24 protein-coding genes are annotated in these 22,410 nt (G+C 43.5%); 17 read left to right on the top strand and 7 right to left on the bottom strand.

The window, feature by feature from the left end:
- Positions 1-5 precede the first annotated feature (5 nt).
- Both OH458_RS13885 and rmf read left to right on the top strand, forming a co-directional pair.
- Positions 6-1,592 (top strand): DUF3466 family protein, encoded by a 1,587-nt coding sequence (locus OH458_RS13885; RefSeq protein WP_269978754.1) that lies wholly within the window; start codon positions 6-8, stop codon positions 1,590-1,592.
- A gap of 166 nt (positions 1,593-1,758) precedes the next feature.
- Positions 1,759-1,932, top strand: a complete 174-nt coding sequence (gene rmf / locus OH458_RS13880) for a ribosome modulation factor (protein WP_008078149.1) — start codon at positions 1,759-1,761, stop codon at positions 1,930-1,932.
- A gap of 148 nt (positions 1,933-2,080) precedes the next feature.
- Here rmf and fabA read toward each other — a convergent pair whose 3' ends face one another.
- Both fabA and OH458_RS13870 read right to left on the bottom strand, forming a co-directional pair.
- Positions 2,081-2,599: a bifunctional 3-hydroxydecanoyl-ACP dehydratase/trans-2-decenoyl-ACP isomerase gene (gene fabA / locus OH458_RS13875; protein WP_038141483.1), complete on the bottom strand. Its 519-nt coding sequence runs from the start codon at positions 2,597-2,599 to the stop codon at positions 2,081-2,083.
- 91 nt (positions 2,600-2,690) lie between these two features.
- Positions 2,691-4,337: a Lon protease family protein gene (locus OH458_RS13870; protein ID WP_269978753.1), complete on the bottom strand. Its 1,647-nt coding sequence runs from the start codon at positions 4,335-4,337 to the stop codon at positions 2,691-2,693.
- A gap of 171 nt (positions 4,338-4,508) precedes the next feature.
- Here OH458_RS13870 and matP point away from each other — a divergent pair, with 171 nt between their 5' ends.
- The 5 genes from matP (at position 4,509) to OH458_RS13845 (ending at position 7,931) form a co-directional block, all read left to right on the top strand.
- Positions 4,509-4,955, top strand: a complete 447-nt coding sequence (gene matP, locus OH458_RS13865; RefSeq protein WP_038141497.1) for a macrodomain Ter protein MatP — start codon at positions 4,509-4,511, stop codon at positions 4,953-4,955.
- A gap of 12 nt (positions 4,956-4,967) precedes the next feature.
- Positions 4,968-5,279, top strand: a complete 312-nt coding sequence (locus OH458_RS13860) for a DUF3634 family protein (RefSeq protein ID WP_269978752.1) — start codon at positions 4,968-4,970, stop codon at positions 5,277-5,279.
- Positions 5,280-5,381: 102 nt separating this feature from the next.
- A complete protein-coding gene (locus tag OH458_RS13855) occupies positions 5,382-5,696 on the top strand; it encodes a hypothetical protein (RefSeq protein ID WP_269978751.1) in 315 nt (104 codons plus the stop codon).
- A 58-nt stretch (positions 5,697-5,754) separates the two neighbouring features.
- On the top strand, positions 5,755-6,981 hold the full coding sequence (locus OH458_RS13850) for an HDOD domain-containing protein (RefSeq protein ID WP_269978750.1): 1,227 nt from the start codon (positions 5,755-5,757) through the stop codon (positions 6,979-6,981).
- Between the two features lie 581 nt (positions 6,982-7,562).
- Positions 7,563-7,931 (top strand): DUF3693 domain-containing protein, encoded by a 369-nt coding sequence (locus OH458_RS13845; protein ID WP_269978749.1) that lies wholly within the window; start codon positions 7,563-7,565, stop codon positions 7,929-7,931.
- Positions 7,932-8,050: 119 nt separating this feature from the next.
- On the opposite strand, the gene OH458_RS13840 is transcribed toward OH458_RS13845, so the two are convergent.
- Genes OH458_RS13840 through OH458_RS13830 form a run of 3 tightly spaced genes read right to left on the bottom strand, consistent with a single transcriptional unit; the run spans position 8,051 to position 11,350 of the window.
- Positions 8,051-9,787, bottom strand: coding sequence for an ATP-binding protein (locus OH458_RS13840; protein WP_269978748.1), 1,737 nt, complete (start codon positions 9,785-9,787; stop codon positions 8,051-8,053).
- A gap of 9 nt (positions 9,788-9,796) precedes the next feature.
- Positions 9,797-10,981 (bottom strand): FIST signal transduction protein, encoded by a 1,185-nt coding sequence (locus tag OH458_RS13835; RefSeq protein ID WP_269978747.1) that lies wholly within the window; start codon positions 10,979-10,981, stop codon positions 9,797-9,799.
- Entirely contained in the window at positions 10,982-11,350 is a 369-nt protein-coding gene (locus tag OH458_RS13830; RefSeq protein WP_038134670.1) for a hypothetical protein, read from the bottom strand.
- A 258-nt stretch (positions 11,351-11,608) separates the two neighbouring features.
- Here OH458_RS13830 and ccoN point away from each other — a divergent pair, with 258 nt between their 5' ends.
- From ccoN to uspE, 10 genes are all read left to right on the top strand, one after another.
- Positions 11,609-13,036 (top strand): cytochrome-c oxidase, cbb3-type subunit I, encoded by a 1,428-nt coding sequence (ccoN, locus tag OH458_RS13825; protein ID WP_038134667.1) that lies wholly within the window; start codon positions 11,609-11,611, stop codon positions 13,034-13,036.
- A 12-nt stretch (positions 13,037-13,048) separates the two neighbouring features.
- Complete coding sequence (ccoO, locus tag OH458_RS13820) at positions 13,049-13,669, top strand: cytochrome-c oxidase, cbb3-type subunit II (RefSeq protein WP_005476573.1); 621 nt, start codon at positions 13,049-13,051, stop codon at positions 13,667-13,669.
- A 14-nt stretch (positions 13,670-13,683) separates the two neighbouring features.
- Complete coding sequence (locus OH458_RS13815) at positions 13,684-13,860, top strand: CcoQ/FixQ family Cbb3-type cytochrome c oxidase assembly chaperone (RefSeq protein ID WP_005476581.1); 177 nt, start codon at positions 13,684-13,686, stop codon at positions 13,858-13,860.
- Positions 13,857-14,834, top strand: coding sequence for a cytochrome-c oxidase, cbb3-type subunit III (ccoP, locus tag OH458_RS13810; protein ID WP_038134664.1), 978 nt, complete (start codon positions 13,857-13,859; stop codon positions 14,832-14,834). The genes OH458_RS13815 and ccoP overlap by 4 nt, the downstream gene beginning before the upstream one ends.
- Positions 14,835-14,938: 104 nt before the next feature.
- Positions 14,939-15,418, top strand: a complete 480-nt coding sequence (locus tag OH458_RS13805) for a FixH family protein (protein WP_269978746.1) — start codon at positions 14,939-14,941, stop codon at positions 15,416-15,418.
- A gap of 9 nt (positions 15,419-15,427) precedes the next feature.
- Positions 15,428-17,800 (top strand): heavy metal translocating P-type ATPase, encoded by a 2,373-nt coding sequence (locus OH458_RS13800; RefSeq protein ID WP_269978745.1) that lies wholly within the window; start codon positions 15,428-15,430, stop codon positions 17,798-17,800.
- Positions 17,801-17,971 (top strand): cbb3-type cytochrome oxidase assembly protein CcoS, encoded by a 171-nt coding sequence (ccoS, locus tag OH458_RS13795; RefSeq protein WP_038134660.1) that lies wholly within the window; start codon positions 17,801-17,803, stop codon positions 17,969-17,971. It abuts the gene before it with no gap.
- On the top strand, positions 17,968-18,642 hold the full coding sequence (locus OH458_RS13790) for a sulfite exporter TauE/SafE family protein (RefSeq protein WP_269978744.1): 675 nt from the start codon (positions 17,968-17,970) through the stop codon (positions 18,640-18,642). The genes ccoS and OH458_RS13790 overlap by 4 nt, the downstream gene beginning before the upstream one ends.
- Before the next feature lie 88 nt (positions 18,643-18,730).
- Positions 18,731-19,480 carry an FNR family transcription factor gene (locus OH458_RS13785; protein WP_005476583.1) on the top strand — a complete coding sequence of 250 codons (750 nt, stop codon included), beginning with the start codon at positions 18,731-18,733 and terminating at the stop codon, positions 19,478-19,480.
- A gap of 140 nt (positions 19,481-19,620) precedes the next feature.
- Entirely contained in the window at positions 19,621-20,568 is a 948-nt protein-coding gene (gene uspE, locus OH458_RS13780; protein ID WP_038134656.1) for a universal stress protein UspE, read from the top strand.
- Between the two features lie 58 nt (positions 20,569-20,626).
- Here uspE and ttcA read toward each other — a convergent pair whose 3' ends face one another.
- The gene (gene ttcA / locus OH458_RS13775) at positions 20,627-21,520 is read right to left on the bottom strand and encodes a tRNA 2-thiocytidine(32) synthetase TtcA (protein WP_269978743.1); all 894 of its coding nucleotides are present in this window, start codon (positions 21,518-21,520) and stop codon (positions 20,627-20,629) included.
- A gap of 209 nt (positions 21,521-21,729) precedes the next feature.
- A complete protein-coding gene (locus OH458_RS13770) occupies positions 21,730-22,389 on the bottom strand; it encodes a DUF2987 domain-containing protein (RefSeq protein ID WP_039479397.1) in 660 nt (219 codons plus the stop codon).
- Between the last annotated feature and the right edge of the window lie 21 nt (positions 22,390-22,410).

Genomic DNA, 22,410 nt, shown 5'->3' with positions numbered 1-22,410 from the left:
GTCTAATGAGTAGTAAGATTTTTAAAATTTCAATGGTTGCGGCAACGGTTGCCGCATCTTTTAGCGCAAGTGCCGCTATCTATCAGATCCATGCTTATCAACCTGCTAATGGTGGTGAAACGTTTGGTGCAGCGATTCAAAGTTCAACGGAGAACTGCTGGGTAGATACCGACTGTAACGACGCATCAGCACTCGATCACACAGTTGATCTGAAAATAGCGATTGAAGAAAAGCAAAACCCAGAAGGTTTCAACTACCGTAACGAAGCGCCATTTTTGCTCGAAAACGGTTATGACTATCTTGAAGATGACTACGATGGCTTTCGTAGATACTGTGACAACTTTTTAGGTTACTCGAAAGAGCTATGTAAACGTTGGTCGAGTAGACAGTATTCTGCGGGGTATGCGACAGAAGGATCGTTGAACAATTCGTATGCTTTTATTGAAGATACAGCGATTGAAAGTGCACGTGACAACGTAATTATTAATCAAATTGTTGATCCAGCGAATAACAAAGCCATCGGTACTTACTATGGCGACAGTCTCAAAGAGCGAACGCAGTCTTTTGCTGACGTCACTATTGTTGATAGCGGTGTTCAAAGTAAAGTCTTCTCTAAACTAGAAGGGCAAGACCTATATGTAGGTAGTGTTTCTTTTGAGACAAGTAACGCTAACGATTTCCGCTCTCAAGCGGCGATTTGGACCAACAGTGGTGCTACGCAAACGCTGATAGCATCTGGTGGTAGCATTAGCAGCCGCTCAATCCCTCAAGGCAGTGCAAGAGACGTCGCTGAAGTTAAAGATGATAGCAATAACCCAGTAGGGGTTTACGCGGTTGGTTATGATTCCAACAGTGACGAGATTCCTCTTGCTGCGGTATTTAAGATCGATGGCACCACGGTAAACAAAACCTACGTCGATACATACAACGACGACAATAAATACCTTAATTCCCTGTTAACGTCAGTCAACGACAAAGGTGTTGCGATTGGTACGGTAAAATACCGTGAGCCAATTGACGGTGCATACGCGAATCGTTTGTTCTATGTACCTGATGTGACGAAGTCTTCACTTGGTGGTGCAGATTTTCCTGGTGACATCTTCTTTACTAGTGCCAATGGTATTGCTGGCGCAATCAACAACAACAGTGAAGCGGTTGGACAGGTTGACTTTGAACGCCACCAGGAATCAAACGGTGGTAAACCGAGAGCTAAGCGAGCGTTCATCGCACCACTTTCGTCTACAGACGCAAAAGCTCCGTTAGGCAATAAAGCTTGGTATCTTGACGATCTTACCTATGGTTTAAGTAGCAATAATGCTTATCGCGTTATCGATGCGACTGATATCAATGATGCTGGTGTTATTGCTGGTACTGCCTACTATTGTGCTGGTGGTTTTGATAGTTCTGCTATTGATGCAAGTTGTAAAGCAGGCGCTTCAATCGTAGCGGTTAAGTTGGTCCCGATGAATGGTAAGACTTCTAGCGATATTCAATCGCGTCCTCGCGAAACGACAAAGGTTGAGCGACAAGGCGCTGGATTTGGTCTTTTTGCTCTGACAGCACTTGGCCTGATAGGGTTCCGTAGAAAATAGGTGATTTTTTAATCTAGGGCACAGGTTCACATTTTTGGATCTGTGCTTTTTTTATACCTTGAGAAAGACTCTGTTTTGATCGATTCTTAATTGTGGAGTCACAAAAGCTCCACATTAGTTTAATAGTAGTACGTTAGAAAACACTTTCTTGTATGAGGACGACACTATGAAGAGACAAAAGCGTGACCGCATGGAAAGAGCGCAATCTCAAGGTTATAAGGCAGGCTTAAATGGCCGTTCTATGGACGCATGTCCATACCAACAGATGGATGCTCGATCCTATTGGCTTGGTGGTTGGCGCGATGCCAGAGAAGATAAACAATCTGGTCTCTACAAATAACGACTCAAATCCACATACATATAGGAATAAAGCCCCGAAAGGGGCTTTAACCGTTATTAGAGCAAGATAAAGAGTAGTTTGGCGCACTATAACTAAATTATCAGGGACTAAAAAACGACTCCGAAGAGTCGTCTTAAAAAGGATTGCGTTAGAACGCAGATGTGTCTTGGAAAAGACCAACTTTTAAATCTTTTGCTACGTAGATTTCTTTACCGTCAACAAGAACACGACCATCAGCTAAACCCATAACTAGCTTGCGGTTAACTACGCGTTTCATGTGAATTTCATAAGTCACTTTTTTCGCTGTCGGTAGGATTTGGCCCGTAAATTTAACTTCGCCAACACCTAGAGCTCGACCTTTACCTTTGCCGCCAACCCAGCCAAGGAAGAAGCCAACAAGCTGCCACATTGCATCCAGTCCTAAACAACCTGGCATTACAGGGTCACCGGGGAAGTGGCAATCAAAGAACCACAGGTCAGGTGTGATATCTAACTCCGCAAGGATAAGACCTTTACCAAAATCACCTTCAGTCTCAGACATCTTGGTGATGCGGTCCATCATCAGCATGTTTGGTGCAGGCAGTTGAGGATATCCAGGGCCAAAAAGCTCGCCTTGGCTCGACGCTAGAAGATCTTCACGGTTATATGATTCACGTTTGTTTTGCATTATCAATGACTCCAATATTTGATAGTCGCATCTTAGTGAACACGTGTACGCTAAACAACTCCAACCAGTCTGAATCTAATGAATATTTACATTATCTAAACCAGTTTTTGAAGCGTTCCACAATTCCTTGTGGGTGTTCGTGTTTTTCAAAGTTTTCAATTCGTTGCGCGATTTTGTTGATGACGCTTTCTTCATCATCACCGCGGAAAGGTTTGCCCATGATGAGAGGGATAGCTTCATCGACAGTTGATACAGACCAGATGTGAAACTGATCCTGTTTAATGCTATCGACCACATCCTGATTCAGTGCAAGATGCTTTAGGTTAGATTTTGGAAGAATCACACCTTGCTCGCCGGTCAGCCCTTGATGTTTACATACGTGATAGAAGCCTTCGATTTTTTCATTCAAGCCGCCTACAGCTTGGACTCGTCCAAATTGGTCTACCGCGCCGGTGACTGCAATTTGTTGATTAATTGGGATCTCAGACAAAGCACTGACAAATGTGCATAACTCGGCGAGAGTTGCACTGTCACCATCGACTTCACTGTAAGACTGTTCAAACACCACAGAAGCAGAATAGGGTAACGGTTCCTCTAACTGCAATGCGCTACTCACGAAGGCTTGCATAATCATCATACCTTTCGCGTGTAGATTACCGCCAAGCTCCGCTTTGCGTTCAACGTCTGAAATATCACCGTCACCAAAATGGATAACACAAGAGATTCGAGCGGGCTCTCCATATGACATCGGGTGGCCAGGCACATCGATGACGGTCAACCCGTTAACTTGACCAACGCATTCGCCTTGTGTTTCTATGATAACTTGCCCGTCGGTGATGTCAGCAAGAGCGCGTTCAGGAAGATAAGCCTCACGATGGTACTTGTTGTTTACAGCGTTTGAGATGTCATTTTCATCAAGGACATTACCTGACGACGAAAGCAAAGACTCTTGGAAAAGAGCGAGATACCAAAGTATTTCGATAGGCATATACTCCTGATCTTCGGTATATCGAGCTCCTGCGACCAAAAGTCGATGCAACGCGCCAAATGTCAGCGTAGGGAGTTGATAGGTAGTAAGAATCCATCGAATGAAACCCAACAGCTTTTCACATGACTCTTCACCAAAAGCTATCTCGTTTTCGATTTCGGTATACATGGCTATGCCGCTGTATAGCTCGTCATCTAAATACTCAAGATCTGAGATTTGATGTCGGTCGCCAACAATGACTACTTTTACATCATAGGTCTGGCTTGGAACTAGGGTGGCAACCTTGCGTGGATTTGCATTCAGCGGCGAGATAGGTTGCCCTAAAAGAACGGTTTTGAGCGCTTGCCAACTCGCGGGGTTTGCTAGAATTAAGTTAACAGGTATGACGAGAAACCCACCATCTGCTCGATCAAGTAGCCCCTTATGGCGAACAGTAATTTGTCCGTCATCGTCGCATGAGTATGAACCAAGTAAAGATTCGGCTGTGAGTGATTCAGTCACATGAACACATTCATTGTGTGTATGTTGTTCTATAGCTTCTTTTATCAAGTGCCGGTAGAAAGCATTGTCAATCGAGTTAATGATGAGTGCGCGCGTATAGCCACTGATTCTAGAAAAGGTGTCTATAGATTGTTTGAGTCGGGGTTGAATGTCGATAAATTTGACAAGATCCAGTTCATTAAATCGCTTTAGAATTCCGTCATATTGGGAGTACTGAGGCGTTACTGAACGCCAGCTTTCTTGCTTCATCAAATTGGTTCGTTAATCTCTAAATGCGCGAAATTATATAGAAAAAGCCAATGATGAGATACTGGTAATTTAATCTGATGATCTGGATCGCTTTTCGATTACAATGGGGATTGTAACGAGCGCTTAATACAGTTACGCTGTCACTAGAAACTCAATGGAACATTGTTACTCATGAAATATCAACAGCTTGAAAATCTAGAATGTGGATGGAAGTGGACCTATTTAATCAACAAATGGAAGGCTGGTGAAGCCATCACTCGACACATAGATTCAAGTGAAGCTGAAGCCGCTATCAATGAGCTTCGCAATATCGAGCATGAGCCAACTCAAGTTTTAGAGTGGATTGAAAACCACATGTCACTTGAGTTAGATAACAAACTCAAACAAGCCATTCGAGCGAAGCGTAAAAGACACTTTAACGCTGAACAGATTCATACCAAGAAAAAATCGATCGACCTAGACTATCGGGTTTGGGAAAAACTGTCCTATCGAGCAAACGAGCTAGGATGCACGTTGTCCGACGCAATTGAATACTTGCTGTCAGAGGCTTCAAGAAGCGAGAAAGCAAGTAAAACGGTGAGTAGTCTTAAAGAAGATTTGTCGAAGTTATTGGATTAAGGAGTAGTAGGGATGCTGTATGTCATTTTGATTGCTGCTGTGGTTGTTTTTTGGCTAGTTGCAGTCGATAGACCTGTGTTGAAGGTGAAGTTTTCAAACGGGAAGATCGTAACCGAAAAGGGGCATTTCCCTCCAACGTTTAAGCACAACGTTGTTGATATAGCTGAGCGTGCCCCTTTTACTGGTGAGCTTAAGGTGTATCAACTTCGAACGGGAACCAAACTGGTTTTCAGCAAGGAAATCCCTAAAAAAGTGCAGCAAAGAATCCGCAATGTATTTCCACATCAAGGATTTAAAAGTAAAGGTACAAAAAAACGTGGGTGACAAACCTGTCAATTACACATAAGAGAATTTTCCCTTCAGTTCCATTTCCTTCTTCCCACATTTATCTCAGACTCTTGGTAGACTCGTCTCTGAGGTGAATGTATGAAAACAAATATCTTAATATTAAGTCTGCTATTGTCAACTAACGCACACTGTGCAGATGATTCAGAATGGAACGTCATTGCAAAAAAACTTAAAGCCAGAATTGAAACACAAATAGCCAAACATAGCCTGCCTGGGTATTGCAATGTCTTCATCGAATTCAAACACTCTAAATATCATGCGATTGTCACTATGGTTAACACGAATGGAGATTTTAAAATTTGCAAAGTAAGCAAGCATCTCATCAAGAAGGGAGAAAAGTTCAGATACCGTACACCAGAGAAATATTTGAGAATTCATGTTGCAAACGAATGAATAGACACAGAGAATGTGTGCTAAATTATTAATATGTTTATTGAACCGAAGTCTCACTTTGTTAGTAACAAATAAGAAATACAATAGCGAAGCGTTAGCGATAGCCCAAAAAGTTAACCACCTTACGCGAGAGCGTCATGCGAAGTGGTTGGTTAGCCTCAAATATATTCTTGATCAGTCCGATGTGGACGCGACACTCAGTCGTCAAAGCGAGTTTTGTGACAGTGTAATTTTAAAAGAAGAAGAACGTATCACGAACAACCAACGTTTGCTCTTGGAGTGTGAAAGCGAGCGAGTCCAGGAAAGAAGGCAAGCGGCTGAAGATAAGCAACGAATCCTGGGCAATGTCGTTGATGACGTTACGAAACATGCAGAGCAACTGATTAACGATACACTCTTAAATATGCCGGCAATTAAACTTTTTGGACGTTTTCCAGATTTCTCGTACTTCTCAAGCATTGCCTATTCTCCGTCTGCCAGTTACAGCAAACTAACCGTACTCCCAATTAATGATAACCAGCTACGAAACAACCTACTGATGCTGGTTAACGATCCCAAGTTTTGTGCCCGAATTGGCAAGATGGCTCGCGGAATCAGTGAGCCTCAAGTCGCGATCGGCACTTTAGGTACTGAAAACTGCCGAGTACTATTGCCCATCTTAATGGTTAAACCTATTTTGCGGTGGCACAATCCACTAACAAAAAACATTGCTCCTAAACTATGGCAACACATGATTTTGACTGCAAACGTGACGCAAATGCGTTTGGATAAGGCAGGGGTTAAAAATCCGGAACAGGGGGTCTTGCTCGGGGTTCTAAGAACGATTGGGAACTTCGCGGTAGTGAATCATTTTCCCCAACTGTTCGAGGATGCATTGGTTGAGAAGATGCGTTATTACCGTGAAAACAACCTAAGAGACGAATACTACGCCTGCGCAGAAGTTACTCCTAATTTAAATCTTCTGCCCAAGTTATTAGTTAATTTGGATAATGCGATTACTCGAAAAGTCATAGAGGAAATAGAGTGGGGGCCAAATACGGTACACTTAAAAAATGCGCTCTTGGATGATCTTGAAGAACGCCCAATCTTAGAGCGAAGTGAGTTTGGTGTAGCGCTTGCACAAGGCCAAGCATATGCCATTTTTGATATGCTTGATCGAAGTGATGCGTTTGTCGAAAAGCATAAACCCTTTTGGTTTGCTCATGTTCAAATGCCACCAAGTGCTCTCAATGAATTACGGGCCAAACATCCGGGTCGAATTGGCTTATCTAACGCAAATAGTTAAACGCGTTTGTTCACTCACATTATATTGGGGATATACCATAAGGCACTATAACTAAATTTCAACTTACAAACGATATAAAACATAGTCGCTAAATTAAATAACCGAATCAAAAACATAACAAAGGTCAGATAAAGACTTGTGTCATAGCGAGACAATATAGTAATTTGATGTAAGCTATGTGACGCCGTCACTTAATCAACTTTGCTCGCTGTAGACAATTGTGTCGGCAAGGCCATTTACTCTGTGAAATTTGAAACGAACTAAACGATGGTGCCTTGATGGAGCTTAACTCAGTTGTGCCATTTACAGAGATGGTCGTGAAGTTCAATCACAATATTGAGTTTCGTTTGATGGACTGTCGACAAGGGCTGCTATCCGATTAGCCTAAGTTTTGTTATCGCGAGTGAGCGGTATTGGGTAAAGCGATGACAATCACTTGAGAGCAGGTTCAATATAGGTGCAGCTTGTCTAAACAGAATGGCCAGCTAATGATCAACAAGCAGAGCCAGCGTGCATGGTCGCTATAATAAAGCAGATGAAATCTGCAGAACAGCAACGTAGAATGAAGTTAATGCGCGTAAATGTACATCAACCAACTAATAGACTCCTATAAGATGACTAAAAGTTATGTACAAGACAAGCAAATTGCACATGATTTAGGGATAAGCGTGCAAAAGTTGTCTGATATTAGAAAAGGACGATGCTATCTAACTGAAAATGAAGCACTTTATCTAGCTGATGAAGTCGGTGCAGATAAAGAAATGGTTTTAGTGTACCTAGCAGCCGATAAAGCAAAGAGCTACGAGGCACAAACGCTTTGGAACAGCATAGCAAAAAAGTTTAACGAGCTGAATTTGCGCGGTATATCAATAGCTTGCGTGGGTTTAACCATATGGATTGGCAGCCCTAACGAAGCTATAGCACAGTGCGCATTATGTATATTATGTTAAATAAAGGTTATGTTAATTAATGCATTCTCAATACAAACGCCTCACCCATTGTTCTTCTAGGATTAAACATAACTGCATTTACCATAAAATACCTAATAAACACAAACAATTAATCAAGATTAATGTCCGTGCTTATTAGGATCTCCCCAAACAGATTCTATTGAACGTTGTATTTCTTTACCTCTTATAGGCTTCGAGACAAATGCGTTCATTCCCGAGTTCAAACATGCCTGTTTATCTTGCTCCATTGCGTGGGCTGTCAAAGCGATAATGGGCGTATGTCTACAAAACTTTCGGATTTCTTTGGTTGCGGTAAGTCCATCCATGACAGGCATTGAGACGTCCATAAAAATCAGATCTACTGCTCCCATGTTCTCCTTGATGTATTTGACTGATTTTTTGCCATCGTTGACGATAGCTACTTTGTGTCCGAGCCGCTCTAGTAGTAATTTTAAAACCATTTGGTTTGTCAGTGTATCTTCTACTACCAACACTGACAATGGCCGTGTGCCGTGGCTCTTTGAAAGTCGCGGCTGCGTCAACTCATGCCCAGATTTAACCGATACAGGTAATTTTATTTTAAACCTAGAACCTTTCCCTTTTTCACTTTCAACGCGTATGCTTCCGTTCATTAAAGTGACCAAGTGTTTTGATATGGTTAAGCCAAGTCCACTGCCACCATAGCGCCTAGTGATGGAGTCATCTGCTTGTTTAAACTGGTTAAACACTGTCTCGATACGAGAAGAATCAATACCAATACCAGTATCTTCGACTTCGATGATAAGTTCTTGGCTAGTGACTTCTGCATTCAAAGATACATGACCAGCGTGAGTAAATTTGATTGCATTACCTAGCAAGTTGAAAACTATCTGTAAGATTCTTGCCGGATCAACCCAAACAGAATGATGAGCATCAATGTCAAGGTTTACATTTAATTTCAAACCTTTAGCGTCCGATAGTGCGTAAAAGTGCTCTAGCATAAACTCGAGTTCGTTTTTCAAATTTACCCACTGACATTTGATTCGAAACTCACCACTTTCTATTCTAGATAACTCCAAAATGTCATTAATTAGCACCAACAAAAGCTCTGCTGATGATTCCATCTTTTCCAAGATTTCTATTTGATGATCGCACTTTGAATCAGCCAAAAGGACGTCGACATATCCTAGGACTGCACTGAGCGGCGTTCTGAGTTCATGGCTCATCATGGCAAGAAAGCGTGATTTCGCTTGGTTCGCTTGCTCTGCTCGAACTTGTGCCGTTTTTAATTGGCGCGTTTTAATGTCAACAAGCTGTTGGAGCTGCTCAGTTCTTTCGATATCTATAAGAGCACGCTCCAGTAAGGGTCTAAAACGTGACAGGGTGTCACGTGACTCGAGTGTGAACTGCCCTACTTCTTCTCCCAACAGTACGATGATGGAATCGGTAATCGTGCCCTGTGCACCAGTTATCAACGCGGAATTAATGTCGTAGTCTGTATTACCGCTCAAATGGCTGAATTCTTGTGCATTATTTGGTTCGTATAGAATGATGCTTTCACCAGATAATGCGCGTTTGAAGCGGCTTTGATCCTGCCAGGCTAGATTTTGAAAGCACGAACTCGACGCTAGTAAAGTATGATACGCGTGTTCGTTTTTGCTTGGTTTACTCAACACCAAAAAGTCTGAAAAGTTGATATAGAGTGATAGGACTTTTTTGAGTTCTGTGAATATTTGTTGTTTGTCTGATGCGACCGTAATGCTTGCTATTGCGTCTAAAATGGCGCGGTTCTCTTCGGCTAGCTTTGCCTCTCGCGCTTGGCTCTGCTTTAGTTCAATTAGCGCTTCTTGTAGCTGTTCTTGTAATTTTAGACTCATAAATTTGTTCTAATCTGAGTAAAAAGTTGCTGCCGAAATCATTAGATTTCCATGACCATTGTCACCATTGATAAAGCGGCCTTGTTCACCAAACGTGAACGGACAAATAAATGGAATATCACCCATCTCGTGTTTTATTTTGTCATAGACCTTGCCCATGTCTTCCTCTAAATGAAGCATTGCTCCGGCACAAATCACACAAATAGCGCCCGTAAGTTGCGTATTGAGCTCTGACTGACGTCTTGCTTCTCGAATCACTCTTGCAGGTCGAGAGATTAACTGTTGTCTATCACCAGACATAAGAGTAACAACGTCACCTTGATTTACATTGGTAAACAAGAGAATGCCTTGTTCATCCGTAACATTTATCGGATGTGACAGCTTAAAGTAAGGTTGGTTGTATAACGTGCCTGCTATTCTTCCTAGCGGGTATTGAGTCACAACCTGAAACTTAAACCATTCGGGAATGTCTTCCCCTGAATGCTCTGAAATCCAGCCACGATATCTTTCTTGGGCAGGCATATGGTCAATTTCTATGATTTCTCTGTCTTTACACTTGGTAATCAAGCCTTGGTACTTCGTCGGCGAGTAACCCGCGCTGAAGCCTGTGGTGAGCGGTTTGGAAGGGAAAAGTAGCTGAATTGAAATTCCTTGGCCTGTTGATTCGTCTTCGTTAAATATTGACCATTGGCCTTTGATAGCGTTGTCTGCCGCCGTAGCACCGATAATAGGGATAGGCGTTTTGAATACATTATCAAATGCGCTGATTAATTTTTCTTCAATGCCCGGCGTACTATGAATGATCGCGAAACTAGGTACCTCTCCTACTCGTTCGGCTTTACGGAGAGCCACATCTATCGCTGCCCTTGTTGCTTCTTCTATGACCGACCTATCTTCAATAGAAACTACGCCACTTCCATAGGCGGTTGAATTAGAATCATAGATTGCTATTACGCCAATGACTGAGCCAAAGTGTAATCCCCGTTCTGTCATCAACCCCTTACATGTAGAGCATCCAGTGATTGAAACTTGAGGAAAGTAATTTCTAAAAGCCAATCTGAGTTTCTCAGCGCCATAATTCTGTGTGAAGTAGCAAATTATGCTCACTAAGTTAGTTCGGCAAATTTTGTTGCTCAGTTCCTCTATGGCCTCTTGCTCATTAAGCCGATGAGTAATGTGGGTCTTAAAATCCATTTATCTGCTTTTAATACTGACGTAACGGTCGATATTCGCATTTTTTAAAGATAGTTGGAATGTTATTTCATCAATTTCTGGACTTAAATTGATGAGATATATGTTTCCATTTCTTGGCAATATTTCGTCGCTATCGATTAGTCGAACCCGCCAATCGTTTTCGTCCGTTTCCAGTTTTATATTTTGCTTTGAAAGAGTCGCATAGAAACGAAAGTCATTTACAAAAAAAGTACATTTTTCGTCGATGCTACAAGCCACATTTATCACTTTCTGATGGTCAACAGTACGCCAAATAAACGCTGCAATAAGTATGGTTAACATGATGATTATTTGAACAAAACGGCCTCTTGTGAGTTTTTCGGCAGCCATACTGTGGTGTTCTCCGTGTAACAAACTTCAAAGTTTTAAAATAAAAGGCCAAAACCTGACCGACTGTAAGGTTACTACTCTGTCATTGAATTGTTAAATGCAGTATAGTTGGCGGCTGAAAATGCCACTTTTTTTAAAAATCAGCAAGAAGATTTAACCGAAGTTATCGGTGCGAATTTCCTTAATGATTTGGGTGGCATTACGACATGTGTCGTGTTGGAAGTAAAGTGTAGTTAATTAGAAATTGGAAGCATGCAAATGAGCCAAGAAAAGCAGCTTGAACAAAACTACAACTATACGGTCGTTCGTCAATTTACCCTGGTTACTATTTTGTGGGGTATTGTCGGTATGGCTGTTGGTGTTTTGATTGCCGCTCAATTAGTTTGGCCACAGCTAAACTTTGATACGCCGTGGTTGACGTACAGTCGCTTACGTCCTCTGCATACTAATGCGGTTATTTTTGCGTTTGGTACAAGTGCCCTGTTCGCAACGTCTTATTACGTTGTACAGCGTACCTGTCAAACTCGTCTATTTGGTGGCCCTCTTGTCGCCTTCACCTTCTGGGGTTGGCAGGCAATCATCCTAGCAGCCGCGATTACTTTACCGTTGGGTTTTACCTCAGGTAAAGAGTACGCTGAACTAGAATGGCCTATCGATATTGCCATTGCGGTAGTATGGGTCTCTTACGCTATCGTGTTCTTCGGAACATTGATTACTCGTAAGACCTCCCACATCTACGTAGCAAACTGGTTCTTCGGTGCCTTTATTATCACTGTCGCGGTTCTTCATATCGTGAACAGCATGGCTATTCCTGTCTCTATGGGTAAATCGTATTCGATCTACTCTGGTGCAGTGGATGCGATGGTTCAGTGGTGGTACGGACACAACGCAGTAGGTTTCCTACTGACAGCGGGTTTCCTAGGCATGATGTACTACTTCGTTCCTAAGCAAGCTGAACGTCCTGTTTATTCATACCGTTTGTCTATCGTTCACTTCTGGGCATTAGTATCTCTATACATTTGGGCTGGTCCTCACCACCTACATTACACTGCGCTTCCAGATTGGACTCAGTCGCTAGGCATGGTGATGTCACTGGTTCTGTTCGCGCCGTCTTGGGGTGGTATGATCAACGGTATTATGACGCTTTCTGGTGCTTGGCATAAGTTGCGTTATGACCCAATCCTTCGTTTCCTAATCGTTTCTCTATCGTTCTACGGTATGTCTACGTTTGAAGGTCCAATGATGTCTATCAAGACAGTTAACGCGCTGTCTCACTACACCGACTGGACTATCGGCCACGTACACTCTGGTGCATTAGGCTGGGTTGCTATGGTATCTATCGGTTCGGTATACCACTTAGTCCCTCGCTTGTTCGGCCAAGAGCGCATGTACTCTGTTAGCATGATCAATACGCACTTCTGGTTGGCAACAATCGGTACCGTTCTTTACATCGTTGCGATGTGGATCTCTGGTGTAATGCAAGGTCTAATGTGGCGTGCGGTCAACTCAGACGGTACGTTGACGTACAGCTTTGTCGAATCTGTACAAGCGTCTTACCCGTTCTACTTTGTACGTTTCCTAGGTGGTTTCATCTTCCTAGCTGGTATGTTCCTAATGGCATACAACACGTACAAGACGGTAACAGCGCCTAAAGATAGCCTAAAAGCTATCCCACAACCGGCATAAGGAGATTAAAGAATGAGTTCTAATTCTAACAATCGCCACGAAATTGTAGAACGCAATGTCGGTTTACTAGCGATTCTTATCGTTTTTGCAATCAGTTTGGGTGCTCTTGTAGAAATCACTCCGCTGATTTTCCAAAAACAAACCACTGAGCCTGTTGAGAACCTACGTCCTTATACAGCGCTTGAAATGGAAGGTCGTGACGTCTACATCCGTGAAGGTTGTAACGTTTGTCACAGCCAAATGATTCGTCCATTCCGTTCTGAAACGGAGCGTTACGGTCACTACTCTGTTGCTGGTGAAAGTGTATACGAACACCCGTTCTTATGGGGTTCTAAGCGTACAGGTCCAGACCTAGCACGCGTTGGTGGTCGTTACTCTGATGAGTGGCACCGCGTTCACTTAATCGATCCACGCGAGTTGGTTCCTGAGTCAAACATGCCTGGTTTCCCATGGCTTGAGGAAAATGTTCTTGATGGTAAGGACACTCAGAAGAAACTGACTATTTTCCGTGATCAATTTGGTGTTCCATACACTGATGAACAGATCGCAAATGCGTCTAAAGAAGTAGAAGGTAAGACAGAGATGGATGCCATCATCGCTTATCTTCAGTCTCTTGGTCACGCGATGAAGTAAATAAGGAGGTAGTTATGGATATCGGTACTATTCACAGTATTTGGACCATAGTGCTATTCGTTAGCTTTTTAGGTGTAGTTTGGTGGGCTTACGGCAAGAGTCGAAAAGCTCGATTTGACGAAGCTGCAAACCTTGTTTTCGCTGATGAAGAGCAAGCGCCTTCAAAAGAACAAGGAGTGACTAAGCAATGACGACATTTTGGAGTCTTTGGATAATCATCATTACAGTCGGGACACTTGTCGGCTGTGCTGCACTACTTTTCTGGTGCCTTAAAGATAAAATGGGCGTTGAAGAAGGTGCAGATATGGGGCACGAATACGATGGGATTCGTGAACTGAATAACCCACTACCTAAGTGGTGGACTTACCTTTTCGTTGGTACGTTTATTTTCGCTGCAATCTATCTAACGCTTTACCCAGGTTTAGGTAGCTTCAAGGGTGTACTAGGCTGGACAAGTTCAGACCAAACTGTACGCACTGTTGAAGAATCAAAGGCGTCGATTGCTGCAGCGCAAAGTAACAAGCAACTTAACCAGTTCGCTAAAGAGCTTGATGATGCTGATGCCTACTTCGGTGAAGCGTTTAAAAAGCTTGCGCACGTAAACGGTACTGACGAGCTTCGTCCTATCCCAGAAATCGCAGCTGACTCGGAAGCAGTTAAAGTAGGTCAACGTCTTTTCCTACAAAACTGTTCTCAATGTCACGGTTCTGATGCTCGCGGTCTTAAGGGCTTCCCTAACCTAACTGACGATGCATGGCTATATGGTGGTGAACCGCAAGCTATCGTAACGACTGTTATGCAGGGCCGCATTGGTCAAATGCCAGCTTGGAAAGATGCACTTGGTGAGCAAGGTGTGAAAGAAGTAGTAAGCTACACACTAAGCCTATCTGGTCGTTCTGTTAACGCGAGAGAAGCAGAGGCTGGTAAAGCTCGTTTCGTTGTGTGTGCGGCATGTCATGGTACAGATGGTAAAGGTAACCCAGCAGTGGGTGCTCCCGACCTAACTGACCAAGACTGGCTATTTGGTGGTTCACGTGCGGACGTAACCGAAACAGTGATGAACGGTCGCTCAGGCGTAATGCCAGCTTGGAAGGACATTCTAGGTGAAGACAAAGTTCAGCTTGTTTCAGCTTATGTTTGGAGTCTAAGCAACTCGGAACAATAAGTTACATTTCAATAACAGCCCCTTACTTTCTATCGATGGCAAAGGGGCTGTCTTTCCTTTAGAGTTAAATCCCTGATTCTATTTTATTAATTGAGAACTTTTTTATGGTAAAGCCTTGGTATAAGCAGTTTTGGCCGTGGTTTCTTATTATTCTGCCACTCACTGTTGTTGTATGGACGATCATCACGGTCATCGTTTTTTCTCAGAACTCTGTGTCATTGGTCACTGAGGATTACTATAAAAAAGGAAAAGGCATCAACATTGATATTTCTAAAATCAATGTCGCCAAAGATCTCGGCTTAAGTGCTTCAGTGTCCTCAGAAGGTAACACTGTTATTATTCAATTTGAAAAAGGTCAGCTAGACCATTATCCAGCACTTACTGCGATGTTTGCTCATCGCACATTGCCAGACCGAGACTTCTCACAACTTCTTACCTCTGATGCACAAGGATTCTACCGGCTAAACTTGGACGCTGAACTTCAAGGCCCATGGTTTATTGAGCTAACTGGCCACGATAAGAAATGGCTAGTACAAGGTCGTGTCACTTTCCCATCATCAACCCCTGTTTATTTAGAAAACTAGTCGGTGTCTATGTGTAAATCCTGTTATCACTGCGGTGAAGATGTACCAGTCAACACGGATTTTAAAGTAGAAATCCTTGGTGAAATCAGAGAAATGTGTTGCCCAGGCTGTGAGACGGTCGCGCAGACGATCGTTGATAGCGGCCTCGTTTCCTACTACCAATATCGTACGGCTCCAGCCGAAAAAGCGGACCTAGTACCAGAGCAGTTACAAGCACTTATCCACTACGACAATGAAGATGTCCAATCAGAGTTTGTCCGAAATGCCGATGACAGAGCAGAAGTCACTCTTTCACTTGATGGCGTTTCTTGTGCTGCTTGTGCTTGGTTAATTGAAAAACAAGTCTCTAACAAATCAGGTGTCCTATCGATTCGTGTTAATACAACGACTAACCGTGCGATTCTTGCCTGGGATAAACGCAAGACTCGCCTCAGTGAACTGTTGTCTGCTATTCACCAATTAGGATATAAAGCGGCGCCTTTTGAAGCCGACAAGCAAGAGGCAGCTTATCATCAGCAAATGAAGCAGTACCTGTATCGTTTAGGTATAGCTGGGCTTGCGACCATGCAAGTTATGATGCTCGCTGTCGCGCTTTACCTCGAAGTGTTTGGCGATCTTGAACCCGAATTTAAAAACTACTTCCGCTGGGTGAGCTTAATCTTTGCGACTCCTGTGATGCTCTACTCTGCCCTACCTTTTTATATCAATGCTTGGCGAAGCATTCGAAGCAGAACATTGGGCATGGATGTTCCCGTGTCGATCGCTATGATCTTTGCCTATTTAGCCAGTTTAGTGGCAACCGTCACAGAGAAAGGCGAAGTCTTCTTTGAATCAATCTCAATGTTCGCATTCTTCTTGCTGGTCGGACGCTTCCTAGAAATGCGCGCGCGCAGAAAAGCGGCGGCAGCCAGTGGTAACTTGCTAAAGTTGATACCTGCAATTGCAACCAAGTTGGATGGCGATCAAGTCCCTGTCAAAACACTTAAGTTGGGAGACCGAATTCGAGTTCTACCCGGAGAGCACGTACCTGCAGATGGAAAGATTATTTCCGGACGAGTCCATATTGATGAATCAATGTTGACTGGAGAGTCTGTCCCCGTTGTAAAAACGATTGATGATCATGTATACGCGGGTACGTTGAACGGAGAAGAGTCTTTCGAACTGGAAGTTACCTCTTCAAAAGCGGATTCAATGATTTCTAACATTGTTCGCCTGCAGGATGAGGCGCAACTCTCCAAGCCAAAGATTGCTGAAATTGCCGATATTGTTGCACGTTACTTTGTTGCCATCATTTTGGTGATTGCAGCAGGAACCTGGTATTACTGGCATCAAGCAAACCCAGATGATGCGTTTTGGATCATGCTTTCTGTGCTTGTCGCAACTTGTCCTTGCGCTCTATCTTTAGCGACGCCGACAGCACTGACATGTGCGACCTCGAGAATGGGTAACTACGGTATCTTGCTGCGTAAAAGTCATGTCTTTGAAACACTGTGTAAGGTGAATCACCTTATTGTAGATAAAACAGGGACGCTGACTCACGGCGATATTGTGATCAGTAAAGTTGACCTCATCGCCGATGTGACTGAATCAAAAGCGCTCGCGATAGCAGCAGCACTCGAAGCTCATGCAAATCACCCAATTGCTCGAGCGTTCAAGCGCTACAGTGACAAACAGACTGTTGTTGATAATGTCGAGAATGTGATTGGTTCGGGTATTGAAGGTACCTATCAAGGCAAGCAAGTAAAAATTGGCAGCGCCAGTTATATTCTTGGTGAAAGTGCTTTTGCTGAGCCTAATTCAGTCTACCTTTCTATTGATGGCGCCCACATCGCCACCTTCCGCTACCAAGACCCGATTCGCAAGGAAGCTCAATCCTTTATTGAACGATTTAAGAAATCAGGAATAAAAATCACCTTGCTGACAGGAGATTCTCAGGCCAACGCAGATGTCGTCGCTAAAGAAATAGGTATAGAAACAGTGATTGCCGGAGCGAAACCGCAAGACAAACTCGAGTGCCTCAAACAGGTAGATGAGCGAGACATTACCATGATGATTGGTGATGGCATAAACGATGCCCCAACATTGGCAGGCGCTCATCTGTCTGTGGCCATGGGTGGCGGTGCCGATGTAGCAAAAGCGTCTGCTGATATGGTGCTCCTTGGCGATCATCTAGAACGTATTCTTGAAGCGCGCCAACTTGCCCTGCAAACACGAAAAATCATCCGTGAAAATCTGGCATGGTCTCTAGGGTACAACTTACTGATTCTGCCTTTAGCTGTGGCAGGACTGGTTGCTCCATATTTTGCGGTTGTCGGTATGTCTGCGAGCTCAATTATTGTAGTATCGAACTCTCTTCGCTTGCTCAAAGAACAAGGTAAATAGATGGAAAGCATATATATCCTCATTCCGATCGCCATTGTACTGGTCTGCGTCGCTGTCGCGGTATTCTTGTGGGCAGTGCGAAGTGAACAGTTTGAAGACCTTGAAAGACAAGGCCACAACATACTGTTCGATGAAGACGAGAAGCAGAGTAACGAGAAGAAGCCTCAATGACCCCTGATTGGATTGGCGCTCTTGTTATTGGTTTAGTTGGTGCCGGCCACTGCATGGGGATGTGTGGGGGCATAGCCTCCATGTTATCTATTGGCCAAAATGCGCCTTCCAAGCTCACCCCCCTGTTCTACAATCTTGGCCGTATAACTAGTTACGCTGTGATTGGTGCGCTGGTTGGAGGTGCTGTTTCATCCATCTCCCAAGTCAGCCAACTCAATGATGCACTTGCTTGGTTAAGATTGTTTGCGGCACTCTTTATGGTGCTGCTTGCATGTTACATCGGGCGTTGGTGGCATGGTCTTCTGTATATTGAAAAACTTGGCCAATTACTGTGGAAGCGTATTTCTCCCGCAGGAAAATCTTTGTTGCCGCTCAAAAGTCCAATACATGCACTCCCTTTCGGCTTCATCTGGGGTTGGTTGCCATGTGGACTTGTCTACTCCACTCTCACATGGTCTGCCGTCTCCGGTAGCGCTGCAAGCGGTGCACTTGTGATGCTCATGTTTGGACTGGGCACTCTCCCCGCTATGCTTGCTGTTGGGCACAGTGCAAGTGTGTTACATAGGCTGCAAAATTCCGTCATATTCCGTCACATAGTCGCAGTTATGCTATTAATTTATGGTTTATATACCGGCTATGGTGCACTAAGTCTCTTATCAATTACTTTTTAGATCACTGTTTTTATGCGTCTTTTTCCACTACCCATTAGTGTTAAGGAATGCTAAAATATTGATGTATATCAAATAGTGAAAGGTTGTTATGATTTCTGAAAAACCTGCAACAAAGCGAATCCAGTCGGGTGGTTGTGCCATCCATTGCCAAGACTGCAGTATCAGCCAGCTTTGTATCCCCTTTACTCTGAATGAATCTGAGCTTGATCAGCTTGATCAAATTATCGAGCGTAAAAAGCCAATCCAGAAAGGACAAGAACTGTTCAAAGCGGGTGATGAGCTGAAATCGCTTTACGCTATTCGTTCAGGCACTATCAAAAGCTACACGATCACAGAACAAGGTGACGAGCAGATTACCGCCTTTCACTTAGCGGGTGACTTGGTCGGCTTTGATGCAATTACTGATGATGCGCACCCTAGTTTTGCTCAAGCGTTAGAGACTTCTATGGTGTGTGAGATCCCCTATGAGATCTTGGATGACCTGTCAGGCAAAATGCCGAAGCTTCGTCAGCAAATTATGCGCTTGATGAGTAACGAGATTAAAGGCGATCAAGAGATGATCCTTTTGCTCTCGAAAAAGAATGCTGAAGAACGTCTAGCGGCATTCTTATACAACCTTTCGACTCGCTTTTCTCAACGTGGATTCAGCCCACGTGAGTTCCGTTTAACCATGACTCGTGGCGATATTGGTAACTACCTTGGCTTGACCGTTGAGACGATTTCTCGCCTCCTGGGACGCTTCCAAAAGTCAGAAATTCTGAGCGTGAAAGGCAAATATATCACCATTCTCGATCACGACGCGTTGATGGAATTGGCTGGCGTTTCTACAGAATCTTAATAACTTCAATGATGTAGCTCTACTCCTCTCGATATAGAGCTACATCATACTTCTCTCATATTCCTGCATTTTTTCCTAAAACTCTTTCGCTAACTAAGCTACATTAATCATATGTTCCTCCTCTTTCTAAAGGAGTTCGTATGAGCATCTATAATAAAATATTAGTTGTTGCTGACATCAATAAAGATGAACAACCCGCATTAGCCCGCGCTATGCAGCTTGCTGCGAAAAGTCGCTCACCAAGTCAGGTGACTTTTTTCCTATCCATTTATGATTTTTCCTATGACATGACATCCATGCTGTCCATTGATGAGCGTGACGCAATGCGTCGAGGCGTTATCGGACAACGAGAACAATGGATGCGTAAGATTGCTCAAGATTATCTCCTCGACGGTGTTGAGTTCGATGTAAGAGTTGTCTGGCACAATCGTCCATATGAAGCGATCATCGCCGAGGTGTTTGGTGGTGAACACGACATCGTGATCAAAGGAACTCGCAAACACGATGTTCTTGAATCGGTAATCTTCACTCCGACGGATTGGCATTTACTTCGAAAGTGTCCATGCCCTGTTCTATTAGTTAAAAACCAAGATTGGCCTGAGGACGCAAGCATCATCGCTTCGGTTCACGTTGGTTCGGAGAATGAAACGCACCTTAACCTCAACGACAGCATGGTTGAACAGCTCAATAGCCTAACCGAACGTTTGGGCGCCAAACCTTATTTGGTTAACGCCTACCCTGTCACACCGGCTAATATCACGATTGAATTACCCGAATTCGATCCCGCAACATATACAGATGCTGTGCGTGGGCATCACCTAACCGCCATGAAAGCGCTACGCCAAAAACACGGTTATGATGATGAACAGACTGTGGTTGAACAAGGACTGCCAGAAGATATCATTCCTGAAGTCGCCCAGCGCTTAAATGCCGCGATGGTAATCATAGGTACAACGGGACGAACTGGATTGTCTGCGGTGTTTATCGGTAATACCGCTGAGCACGTCATCGATAAAATTAACTGCGATGTCTTGGCATTGAAGCCTCAGGGTTACATTAGCCCACTTGATCCAAGAACCGCTATTTAATCATCAGAAACAAAAAAGGAAGATAATCATTATCTTCCTTTTCTTTGCTTATCTGTAATTAGATATTTGTCACATCGATAAACATGGACTCGTCAATGTTGGTTGACGAAACGATGGCTTCACTAAACTGATACTCTTCTCTATCTCCATCACGATCAAGCGGCAAGTTTTCAAAGTCAAACAGGTTTTTGTCTGCCAGTTGGCTAGGGCTGACGTTTTGAATGGACTTAAAGATCGCTTCAACGCGGCCAGGTGTTTTTTTATCCCAATCAATCAACATCGCTTTGATTGCTTGTCGTTGCAGGTTTTCTTGCGAGCCACAAAGGTTACAAGGGATGATCGGGAACGCTTTATGTTCTGCGTACTTGATGAGATCTTTCTCACGACAGTAAGTCAGCGGGCGAATTACCACATTACGCCCATCATCTGAACGTAGTTTTGGCGGCATTGCTTTAAGACGAGAGCCATGGAACATATTCAAGAACATGGTTTCAACGATGTCGTCCATGTGGTGACCGAGTGCTAGCTTCGTAGCACCGATCTTCTCAGCAAACGAGTAAAGCGTACCACGGCGTAAACGTGAACAAAGACCACACGTCGTTTTTCCTTCTGGCACCTTCTCTTTTACAACCGAGTACGTATCTTTATCCACGATGTAATATGGGATGTTTAACGTTTCAAAGTAGTCAGGAAGAATGTGTTCAGGGAATCCTGGCTGCTTTTGATCTAGGTTAACCGCAACAACGTCAAACTTAATTGGCGCCGCTTTTTGTAGGTTCAGTAGGATATCCAGCATCGCGAATGAATCTTTACCACCACTGATACATGCCATCACAACATCGCCTTCTTCAATCATGTTGTAATCGGTAATAGCATTTCCAACGTTTCTTCTTAGGCGCTTTTGAAGTTTGTTGAATTCTAGGGTTTCTTTTCTTGTATCTAATTGTGTCATTGCGAGCTCTCACATCGTCGGCTAGGCCAACAGTAGGACTTCCTAACGTGTCATATTCGGGGCGTGGATTATACGAGCTTTTCGGTGAGGATTAAACGTCTGCAGTTAAATAGGTAAGCAAAATTCGATTCAATTTGGTGGAAAATGAATGAAGAACGAGGAAACTGATTGGAATAGAGTCAAAAAAGGCCGCGTGGGCGGCCTTTTGGTTAGTTTGCTTTTGGTAGGTAAGGAAGAACTCTCGCCGTTTCAGCCGGAAGTGTCATCGTGCCACCTTCACCAATCTCAGCTAGCGACACTTGTGCTTTACCATCTACGATAGGTTTCGTGGTTCCATTAGAAAACTGGATGGTTGAATTTAGCTTATTTGGAAACTCTAACGTTACCCCTTCTACGTCAGGCGTAAACCAGCTCGCGAACATGCCACCTAATTGCTCTAGAATAACCTGCATTTGTGGCAACAGTATTTTAACGTCATCGTAGCTTACTTCTCCGTTCATTGGTTCTTTTGTCATAACAACCATAGAGAAGTCACAACGCATATCCATCGGTGTGTGGACAAATACCAAAGGATTGGCCGAGCGGAGGTTATTATCTAAAGGGACAATCACTTCGTTGTAAGGAGAAATCGTCAACTCCTCATAATGCTCTTCTTTTTCCATCCAAGCTTTTTCAATATTGCACAACTGTTTGGTATTCGCGTTTAGGAAAAAGAAGCCCACTTTTACATCATCATGCCCTTCTTTCGCATTCTGCTTCATGTGAGAAAACAGTTTTGAATAGGTGAACATATATTCTTGAGCGTAACTTGGCATCGCTGCGGTAATACCAACTGCAGCGGTCAAAAGGGCTAACGATAGTTTCTTCATTGAATTTATAGTCTTGTTGTT

It is taken from the genome of Vibrio sp. MarTm2, from assembly GCF_027587055.1.
GTDB lineage: Bacteria > Pseudomonadota > Gammaproteobacteria > Enterobacterales > Vibrionaceae > Vibrio > Vibrio sinaloensis_D.
Note: the sequence above shows the minus strand (reverse complement) of the source record. Positions and strands in the feature narration are given on the sequence as shown.

What these genes read in the sequence shown, in the direction of transcription:
- OH458_RS13885 (WP_269978754.1), top strand. Translation starts at nt 6, where the DNA reads ATGAGTAGTAAGATTTTTAAAATTTCAATGGTTGCGGCAACGGTTGCC.
- rmf (WP_008078149.1), top strand. Translation starts at nt 1,759, where the DNA reads ATGAAGAGACAAAAGCGTGACCGCATGGAAAGAGCGCAATCTCAAGGT.
- fabA (WP_038141483.1), bottom strand. Translation starts at nt 2,599, where the DNA reads ATGCAAAACAAACGTGAATCATATAACCGTGAAGATCTTCTAGCGTCG.
- OH458_RS13870 (WP_269978753.1), bottom strand. Translation starts at nt 4,337, where the DNA reads ATGAAGCAAGAAAGCTGGCGTTCAGTAACGCCTCAGTACTCCCAATAT.
- matP (WP_038141497.1), top strand. Translation starts at nt 4,509, where the DNA reads ATGAAATATCAACAGCTTGAAAATCTAGAATGTGGATGGAAGTGGACC.
- OH458_RS13860 (WP_269978752.1), top strand. Translation starts at nt 4,968, where the DNA reads ATGCTGTATGTCATTTTGATTGCTGCTGTGGTTGTTTTTTGGCTAGTT.
- OH458_RS13855 (WP_269978751.1), top strand. Translation starts at nt 5,382, where the DNA reads ATGAAAACAAATATCTTAATATTAAGTCTGCTATTGTCAACTAACGCA.
- OH458_RS13845 (WP_269978749.1), top strand. Translation starts at nt 7,563, where the DNA reads ATGTACATCAACCAACTAATAGACTCCTATAAGATGACTAAAAGTTAT.
- OH458_RS13840 (WP_269978748.1), bottom strand. Translation starts at nt 9,787, where the DNA reads ATGAGTCTAAAATTACAAGAACAGCTACAAGAAGCGCTAATTGAACTA.
- OH458_RS13835 (WP_269978747.1), bottom strand. Translation starts at nt 10,981, where the DNA reads ATGGATTTTAAGACCCACATTACTCATCGGCTTAATGAGCAAGAGGCC.
- OH458_RS13830 (WP_038134670.1), bottom strand. Translation starts at nt 11,350, where the DNA reads ATGGCTGCCGAAAAACTCACAAGAGGCCGTTTTGTTCAAATAATCATC.
- ccoN (WP_038134667.1), top strand. Translation starts at nt 11,609, where the DNA reads ATGAGCCAAGAAAAGCAGCTTGAACAAAACTACAACTATACGGTCGTT.
- ccoO (WP_005476573.1), top strand. Translation starts at nt 13,049, where the DNA reads ATGAGTTCTAATTCTAACAATCGCCACGAAATTGTAGAACGCAATGTC.
- OH458_RS13815 (WP_005476581.1), top strand. Translation starts at nt 13,684, where the DNA reads ATGGATATCGGTACTATTCACAGTATTTGGACCATAGTGCTATTCGTT.
- ccoP (WP_038134664.1), top strand. Translation starts at nt 13,857, where the DNA reads ATGACGACATTTTGGAGTCTTTGGATAATCATCATTACAGTCGGGACA.
- OH458_RS13805 (WP_269978746.1), top strand. Translation starts at nt 14,939, where the DNA reads ATGGTAAAGCCTTGGTATAAGCAGTTTTGGCCGTGGTTTCTTATTATT.
- OH458_RS13800 (WP_269978745.1), top strand. Translation starts at nt 15,428, where the DNA reads ATGTGTAAATCCTGTTATCACTGCGGTGAAGATGTACCAGTCAACACG.
- ccoS (WP_038134660.1), top strand. Translation starts at nt 17,801, where the DNA reads ATGGAAAGCATATATATCCTCATTCCGATCGCCATTGTACTGGTCTGC.
- OH458_RS13790 (WP_269978744.1), top strand. Translation starts at nt 17,968, where the DNA reads ATGACCCCTGATTGGATTGGCGCTCTTGTTATTGGTTTAGTTGGTGCC.
- OH458_RS13785 (WP_005476583.1), top strand. Translation starts at nt 18,731, where the DNA reads ATGATTTCTGAAAAACCTGCAACAAAGCGAATCCAGTCGGGTGGTTGT.
- uspE (WP_038134656.1), top strand. Translation starts at nt 19,621, where the DNA reads ATGAGCATCTATAATAAAATATTAGTTGTTGCTGACATCAATAAAGAT.
- ttcA (WP_269978743.1), bottom strand. Translation starts at nt 21,520, where the DNA reads ATGACACAATTAGATACAAGAAAAGAAACCCTAGAATTCAACAAACTT.
- OH458_RS13770 (WP_039479397.1), bottom strand. Translation starts at nt 22,389, where the DNA reads ATGAAGAAACTATCGTTAGCCCTTTTGACCGCTGCAGTTGGTATTACC.